Genomic DNA, 7,683 nt, shown 5'->3' with positions numbered 1-7,683 from the left:
GCGCGCGGGTGGGCGTGGTGGGGCGGGTGGCCTGGTCGAATCGGGCGTACCTGGTCGAATCGGGCGTACCTGGTCGGAACTTCCGGCCAGGTACGCCCGATCCCGCTTGGCATCGCGCGCGTTCTGGGAAGGAACGTCTCCCCTCCACAACCGCCCAGGCCTGGAGGCCCGTCCACAGTTCCCGACATCGGCCCCAGGAGCGGGTGGCTGAGCGGGCATCGTCACGTGCATGAACGAGTCGCTGCCCATCCTCCGAGCCTCCGCCATGCACGAGGCCGGCCTCGACGCCACCACCCTGCGCCGCCGAACCCGGACGCAGGGGGTCGGCCGCCTGGTCCGGGTCGGACCGAACGCCTTCGTGGACGGCGCCGCGTGGGACGCCGCCGGGCCTCGTCAGCGGTACGTCACCCGAGTCTTCGCGCGGCTCGGTCGGCTCGGCACCCGGGCGACGGCGTCGCACCTGTCCGCTGCGGCCCTGCACGGGCTCCCGGCGCTCGGCGGGTGGGACGTCCCGGTGCACGCGACGGTTCCGGAGTCGATGTACCGGGGCAGGAGCGCCGAGCTGATCCTGCACACGAGACCCGTCGGCCGGGGCGAACGGGTCTCAGTCGGTGCGATCGCCGTCACCTCCGTCACCCGGACCGTCGTCGACATCGCGATGTCCGGCGACCTGCGGGCGGGCGTCGTCATCGCGGACGCCGCGCTGCGACGTGGGTTCGACGACACCGACCTCCGACGAGCGGTTCCTCCGAAGGCCCGCGCCCGAGCCCTGGCGCAGCAGGTGCTCGACCTGGCCGACGCTCGCTCCGGGTCGCCGGCCGAGTCGCTCGCTCGGGTCGTGTTCCGGGAGCTCGGGCTGCCCGAGCCGGTGCTGCAGCAGGAGTTCGTCGTGGACGGCCGTCGGTCCGCAGTCGACTTCTGGTTCCCGGACCACGGGGTCATCGTCGAGATCGACGGACGGGCCAAGTACTCCCAGGAGCGCTACCTGGGCGGCCGGAGCCCGACCGAGGTGTTCCTCGACGAGAAGCGGCGGCACGGTCGATTGCTCACCGTGCCGGGTGTCCGGACGATCATCCGGCTCGAGTGGCGAGACCTCTTCGACCTCGATGCGCTGGCGCTGCGACTCCGGGCGGCGGGGCTCCCGTGCGTGGTCCGCCCGGTCCGGAGCGCTCGACGCCGCACAGGGTGACCGTTCGGCACCGGTGAACCGGCACAGCACGCTCTGGCTAGCGTGGCGGCATGGCAGTGCAGGAGATCTGGCTCGTCCGTCACGGCGAATCGGTCGCGAACGTCGCAGCGGCCCGGGCCGAAGCAGCGGGCGACGACGTCATCGACGTCGAGTTCCGGGACGCCGACGTCCCGCTCAGCCCGCTCGGCACCGATCAGTCTCGCGCCCTCGGGCAGGAGCTCGCCGACCGCGGGATCGACGAGGTCCCCGTCGCGCTGTGGGTGTCGCCGTACCGCCGTGCACAGCAGACCATCGCGATCGCGTTCGAGGCAGCCGGCCTCGCCGAACCCGAGAAGCGGGTGGACGAGCGGCTGCGCGACCGCGAACTGGGCGTCCTCGATCTGCTGACCCTGCAGGGCGTCCGCAACCGGTACCCGGACGAGGAACGCCGCCGGCAGTGGCTCGGCAAGTACTACCACCGGCCTGCGGGCGGGGAGTCGTGGGCGGACGTGATGCTCCGGCTCCGGTCGCTCCTCGGCGACGTCGAGCGGGTCGAAGGTGCCGAGCGCCTGGTGATCGCCGCGCACGACGCCGTCGTGATGCTCGTCGTCGCGGTGTGCCTCGACCTCGACGAGCCGGCGCTCATGGAGTTCGCCCGGACCCACGCCGTCGCGAACGCCTCCCTCACCCGACTCCGTCGCGACGCCGGATCGCCGTGGGTGCTCGAGGAGTTCTCCTCCGTCGGACACCTGGACGACGACGAGGTCACCCAGCACACCGGCCGGAAGGACGACGAACATGTCCACTGAACCCGTCACCCCGAACTTCCTGCGGGACTGGCCACTGCCGGAACCCGGTGCCGGCAAGTACGGCCGCGGGCAGGTGCTCATCGTCGGCGGCGCCGCTCGGACCCCCGGCGCAGCGATGCTCTCCGCGCTCGCCGCACTCCGGGTCGGCGCCGGTCGTCTCACCCTGGCGGTCGGCCGGAGCGTCGCGAACGAGGTCGCGGTCGCCGTGCCCGAGTCCGGGGTCGAACCCCTCGACGAGGACCAGGACGGACACATCGCCGTCGGTGCGATCGAGGGCATCGCCGACAGTGCATCGAGTGCCGACGCCGTGCTGGTCGGGCCGGGGCTCGACGAGCCGGACGGTTCCCGTGACCTCGTGGCCGGACTCGCCGACGTCGTCGGTCCGCACACCACCGTCGTGCTCGACGCCTTCGCCCTCGGGGTGGCCGCCGACGTGCGGGACCGCCTGGAACCGCTGCGGGGACGGCTCGTGATGACGCCGAACTCCGGCGAGGCCGAACGCCTGCTCGGGCGGGAGTGCAGCGACGACGACGTGGCCGACGCCGTGGCGATCGCGAACCGCTTCGGCGCGGTCGTGGCCCTCGGTGACGCCATCGCCACGCCGCAGGGTCGGGCGTGGCTCAAGGGCACCGGCTCCGGCGGTCTCGGCACGAGCGGCAGTGGGGACGTGCTGTCCGGAGCGGTCACCGGCCTGCTCGCCCGCGGCGCCGATCCGGCACAAGCCGTGGCGTGGGCGTCCTACGTGCACGCTGCCGCAGGCGACCGACTCGCGGTGCAGGTCGGGCCGCTCGGGTACCTGGCGAGCGAACTCGTGACCGAGATCCCGCGGGTCCTGGTCGAGCTGGGGGCCTGAGCCCGCCCGTTCTTTCCCAGAACGCCCGCGATACCTGGTGCTTCCGGGCGTACCTGCCGAGAACTTCCGACCGGGTACGCCCGAAACGACCAGGTACGCCTGAAACGACGAGGCCGCCCGCCGCCCGCCCACGGCACTACCCCCGCAGGGACTCCACGGCCTTCTCGATCCGCCGTGCCCGGGTCTCCGGGGCCTTCGCCTGCGTGACGGGGTCGGCGAGTGCCCGCTGCCGCGAGTTCGACAGGGTGTCGAACGCCGCACGCACGCCGGCCTCCTGCAGCGCGGCGGCCAGGTCCTCCGGCAGGTCGACGGTCCGGGGCAGGGTGTCGACCTCGAGTGCGACCTCGACGGTGTCCCCGGCGGCCTCACGGTGCGAGGCCGACAGCGGCACCAGGAACTGCTCGTTCATGACCCCGACGGTGGAGCGGTAGGTGTAGCCCCGGTTGATCGTGACGACCACCGCGGGGCGCTTGCCCGATCCGAGCGCCTCGATGACGGACTCCGGGACGGGGAGTCCGGTCGCCGTCTTCCGTGCTTGCAGGACCGTCGTCGTGAACCGCATCCGTGCCTCCAGGCCTGATGTGGGCGCGACCATGCGCCCAGAACGAGCAAATCGTACAGCCGCACCCGCTGTTCCGCCGCCGTTCACCACGGGAGCACGGGCCGGAAACCGGCCGCGTCCACGATCGACCAGAACCCGGACCCCCGGTCACCTCAGCACCTTCCCCCACCCGAAAGGCCCACCCGTGCAGCACAAGCGCACCCTGGCCGGCATCGCCCTGGCCGCCGCAGCGATCGTCACCCTCGCCGGATGCTCGGCGACGAGCTCCGCGACCGCCGGCTCCGACGGCGACGCCGACTGGAAGACCGCCACCAGCGCCGAGACCGCCGGCGGCATGGACGCCCTCGTCAAGGCAGCCAAGGCCGAGGGCCAGCTGAACGTCATCGCGCTGCCGCCGTCGTGGGCCAACTACGGCAAGATCATCGACGGCTTCACGAAGAAGTACGGCATCAAGATCAACTCCGCGAACCCGAACGGCTCGAGTGCCGACGAGGTCGCCGCCGTGAAGTCGCAGAAGGGCCAGTCCACCGCGCCCGACGTGCTCGACCTCGGCAACGCGGTGCTGCAGGAGAACCTCGACCTGCTCGCCGACTACAAGGTCGCGAACTGGGACGACATCCCCACCGACCTGAAGGAGAAGGACGGCGCGTGGACGCGTGACTACACCGGCCTGATGTCGATCGGGTACGACTCGTCGAAGATCTCCGACGCCCCGAAGGACCTGCAGGACCTGCTCGGCAGCGAGTACAAGGGCAAGGTCTCGATCGCGGGTGATCCGACGCAGGCCAACCAGGCCGCCTCGGCCGTGTACCTGGCGGCGCTCGAGAACGGCGGCTCGGCCGACGACATCACGAAGGGCGTCGACTACTTCGGCGACCTCAAGAAGGCCGGCAACTTCCAGAACGTGCTGCCGACGCAGGCCACGGTCGCCTCGGGTGAGACCCCGGTCGTCATCCAGTGGTCCTACAACAACCTGGCCTGGGGCCCCGCCGCCGGTGGATCGGGCAACAAGGACTGGAAGACCGTCGTCCCCGATGGGCAGGCGCTCGGCTCGTACTACTCGCAGGCCATCACCAAGGACGCTCCGCACCCCGCGGCCGCGCGCCTGTGGCAGGAGTACATCGCCAGCCCGGAGGCCCAGAACCTGTACCTGCAGGCCGGCGCCTTCCCCGCCACCCTGTCGGCGATGGAGAAGTCCGGCCAGGTCGACCAGGACGCCCTCGACGCCGCCGGTGGCGCGCCGAAGGACTACGTCGAGCTGACCGACGCGCAGGTCGCCGACGCCGCGAAGGTGCTCAAGGCCAAGTGGTCCTCGACGATGGGGTCCTGAGCAGCATGACCACCGCATCGGCAGACGCGCCCGCGGCGAGCGCTCCGAGCACCGTGCGCCCGGCGTCCGCGCCCGCGCCCGCCGATGCCGTCCGTCGCGGCGCCGGACCCCGTGTCCGGCGTCGCGTCGGCCTCGCCTGGCTGGGGCTGACGCCCTTCGCCGCCTACGTCCTGCTGTTCCTCGCCGTCCCCGCCGTGATCGCGATCGGCAGTGGCTTCTTCGACGGCTCCGGAGCGTTCACGTTCGCGAACCTCGCGGCCTTCGCCGACCCGTCCGTGCTGCGGGCGTTCGGCGGGTCGTTCGGCCTGTCCGCCGCCTCCGCGGTCATCGGTGCCGTGCTCGGCGCGGTCGTCTGCTGGGCGCTCTCGGCACTGCGGCCGGACGGGCTGGTCCGGTCGATGATCGACTCGGCGGCGAGCGTCCTCGCCCAGTTCGGCGGCGTCATGCTCGCGTTCGCGTTCATCGCCACGATCGGTGTGCAGGGACTCGTCACGACGTGGTTGGTCACGGTCTTCCACGTCGACCTCAACGCGGACGGCGCCTTCCTGTACACCGTGCCCGGGCTCGTGATCCCCTACGTCTACTTCCAGGTGCCGCTCATGGTCCTCACGTTCATGCCCGCACTCGAGGGCGTCAAGGTCCAGTGGGGCGAGGCCGCCGCGACCCTCGGCGCCTCGCGCCTGACGTACTGGCGCCGGATCGCGTTGCCGGTCCTGGCGCCGGCGTTCTGGGGGTCGCTCCTGCTGCTCTTCGCGAACGGCTTCTCGTCGTTCGCCACCGCTGCGGCCCTCATCTCGCAGGGCGGCATCGTGCCGCTCACGATCCGCACGCAGCTCACCAGCGAGACGCTCGTCGGCCTGCAGAACGTCGCCGGGGTGCTCGCGTTCGGCATGGTCCTCGTGATGGCGGTCGTGATGGGCGCCTACTCGCTGCTGCAGCGCCGAGCCGCCAGGTGGCAGCGATGAGCGCGGCGGCCCCGGTCCGCCCGGCGCAGCCTGTTCGGCTCGGAGGCCCGTCCCGCGTCCGCCGCTTCGGCACGGCGCCGTCCCGTGGTGCGGCCGTGACCGTGCTCACCGTGATCGGGCTGCTGTTCGCCGTCCCGCTGGTCGCCCTGCTGCAGTTCACGTTCCGGCAGGGCACCGACGGCGGCCTGACCTTCGCGCACTGGGCGGCGATCGGCGACCCGGCCAACGCGTTCACCTACCAGCCCGTGTTCGACGGGCTCGGGGCGTCACTGCTCATCGCCGTGATCACCGTCGGGATCGTGCTGCTCGTGCTGCTGCCCGCCCAGATCATCACCGCGCTCCGCTACCCGAGGCTCCGACGCATCCTGGAGTTCGTCTGCATCGTGCCGATCACCGTGCCGGTCGTGGTGCTCGTCGTCGGGTTCATCCCCGTGTACCAGGTGGTCTCGCAGGTCTTCGGCTCCGGCGCGTGGACGCTGGCGTTCGCGATCGGCATCGTCACGCTGCCGTTCGCGTTCCGCCCGATCGCCGCCGCCATCACCGCGATGGACCTGATCGTCCTGTCCGAGGCGGCCCGCTCGCTCGGTGCCTCGTGGTGGACCGTCACCTGGCGTGTGCTCCTGCCGAACCTGCGCCGGGGCATCACCGCCGCGTGCTTCCTCACGATCACCGTCGTCCTCGGTGAGTACACCCTCGCCGCGTTCCTCTCCCGCAGCACGTTCCAGACCGGGCTCGTGCTCGTGCAGGGGACCGACCCGTACGTCGCCGCGATCTTCTCGGTCGCCGCGCTCGTGTTCGGCTTCGTGCTGCTCGTCCTCATCGGCCGCATCGGGACCCGTCGCACGGGCCGAGTCCGCCGCACCCGCACCACCCGTCGTCCCCGCAACCAGGAGTCCGCATGACCGTCACCGCTCCGGCAGCCCCGGCGTCCCTCGCCACCACCGGTGCCGTCGTCGAACTCCACGCCGTCGAGAAGCACTACGGCGCACACCGGGCGCTCGCGGGACTGTCCCTCCGTGTCGAGCCGGGGGAGTTCGTCTCGCTGCTCGGCCCGTCCGGCTGCGGCAAGACGACGGCGCTCCGCGCGCTCGCGGGCCTCGAGGCGATCGACGCCGGTTCGATCCGCATCGACGGACAGGACGTCGCCGACACCCCGGTCAACAAGCGCGACATCGGCATGGTGTTCCAGCAGTACTCGCTGTTCCCGCACATGACGGTCCGGCAGAACGTCGCCTTCGGCCTCGAGATGCGCCGGGTCCCCGCCGCCGAGCGCAGGAGCCGCGTGGTCGAGGCCCTCGACATGGTCCACCTCGGCGAGTTCGCCGAGCGCTACCCGCACCAGCTCTCCGGTGGGCAGCAGCAGCGCGTCGCCCTGGCACGTGCCCTGGTCACCCGCCCCCGGGTGCTCCTGCTCGACGAGCCGCTGTCGGCCCTGGACGCGAAGGTCCGGGTCTCGCTGCGCGACGAGATCCGCCGCATCCAGAGCGACCTCGGTATCACCACGGTGTTCGTCACCCACGACCAAGAGGAAGCGCTCGCCGTCTCCGATCGGATCGCCGTGATGCAGGCGGGCGACATCGAGCAGATCGGCACGCCCGAGGAGCTCTACCGCACCCCGTCGTCGGCCTTCACCGCGGACTTCGTCGGTCAGTCGAACCGGCTGCAGGGCGACCTGCGCGGGGGTGACGTCTTCGTGTACGGGTTCCGGGTGCCTGCCCTCGACTCCTCGGCTCCGGACGGCCCGGTGCTCGCCTACGTCCGGCCGGAGGACATCGCCTTCGCCCCCGAGGGCATCACCGGCACCGTCGTCACCTCGAGCTTCCTCGGGTCGATCCGCCGCACCACCGTCCGCCTGGACGACGACACCGTCGTGACCGTCCAGCACGAGGTCGGCGACCGCCGGGCCACCGGCGACCCCGTCGCCGTGCGCCTGCTCGGCGCACCTGTGGCGGTCGCGCCGCTCGCGTAGTCGCGACGAATCCTCGCGCTGAGCGAC

8 protein-coding genes are annotated in these 7,683 nt (G+C 71.7%); 7 read left to right on the top strand and 1 reads right to left on the bottom strand.

Going from position 1 to position 7,683, the window contains the following annotated elements:
• Nucleotides 1-229 precede the first annotated feature (229 nt).
• Genes DEJ35_RS06590 through DEJ35_RS06580 form a run of 3 tightly spaced genes read left to right on the top strand, consistent with a single transcriptional unit; the run spans nt 230 to nt 2,830 of the window.
• The gene (locus tag DEJ35_RS06590; protein ID WP_111192326.1) at nt 230-1,189 is read left to right on the top strand and encodes a hypothetical protein; all 960 of its coding nucleotides are present in this window, start codon (nt 230-232) and stop codon (nt 1,187-1,189) included.
• Nucleotides 1,190-1,239: 50 nt separating this feature from the next.
• Nucleotides 1,240-1,977, top strand: a complete 738-nt coding sequence (locus DEJ35_RS06585; protein ID WP_111192324.1) for a histidine phosphatase family protein — start codon at nt 1,240-1,242, stop codon at nt 1,975-1,977.
• On the top strand, nt 1,967-2,830 hold the full coding sequence (locus tag DEJ35_RS06580; protein ID WP_071245375.1) for an NAD(P)H-hydrate dehydratase: 864 nt from the start codon (nt 1,967-1,969) through the stop codon (nt 2,828-2,830). The genes DEJ35_RS06585 and DEJ35_RS06580 overlap by 11 nt, the downstream gene beginning before the upstream one ends.
• Nucleotides 2,831-2,966: 136 nt before the next feature.
• Here the strand turns inward: DEJ35_RS06580 and DEJ35_RS06575 are convergent, their stop codons facing one another.
• Nucleotides 2,967-3,392 carry a YdeI/OmpD-associated family protein gene (locus DEJ35_RS06575; RefSeq protein ID WP_111192322.1) on the bottom strand — a complete coding sequence of 142 codons (426 nt, stop codon included), beginning with the start codon at nt 3,390-3,392 and terminating at the stop codon, nt 2,967-2,969.
• A gap of 184 nt (nt 3,393-3,576) precedes the next feature.
• Between DEJ35_RS06575 and DEJ35_RS06570 the strand changes: the two genes are divergently transcribed.
• The 4 genes from DEJ35_RS06570 (at nt 3,577) to DEJ35_RS06555 (ending at nt 7,656) form a co-directional block, all read left to right on the top strand.
• Nucleotides 3,577-4,722: an ABC transporter substrate-binding protein gene (locus tag DEJ35_RS06570; RefSeq protein WP_111192320.1), complete on the top strand. Its 1,146-nt coding sequence runs from the start codon at nt 3,577-3,579 to the stop codon at nt 4,720-4,722.
• A 5-nt stretch (nt 4,723-4,727) separates the two neighbouring features.
• Entirely contained in the window at nt 4,728-5,687 is a 960-nt protein-coding gene (locus DEJ35_RS06565) for an ABC transporter permease subunit (protein ID WP_258370366.1), read from the top strand.
• Between the two features lie 95 nt (nt 5,688-5,782).
• Nucleotides 5,783-6,589, top strand: coding sequence for an ABC transporter permease (locus DEJ35_RS06560; RefSeq protein ID WP_258378440.1), 807 nt, complete (start codon nt 5,783-5,785; stop codon nt 6,587-6,589).
• A complete protein-coding gene (locus DEJ35_RS06555; protein WP_071245369.1) occupies nt 6,586-7,656 on the top strand; it encodes an ABC transporter ATP-binding protein in 1,071 nt (356 codons plus the stop codon). The genes DEJ35_RS06560 and DEJ35_RS06555 overlap by 4 nt, the downstream gene beginning before the upstream one ends.
• Nucleotides 7,657-7,683: the final 27 nt, after the last annotated feature.

Source organism: Curtobacterium sp. MCPF17_051 (genome assembly GCF_003234595.1).
Taxonomy (GTDB): domain Bacteria; phylum Actinomycetota; class Actinomycetes; order Actinomycetales; family Microbacteriaceae; genus Curtobacterium; species Curtobacterium flaccumfaciens.
Note: the sequence above shows the minus strand (reverse complement) of the source record. Positions and strands in the feature narration are given on the sequence as shown.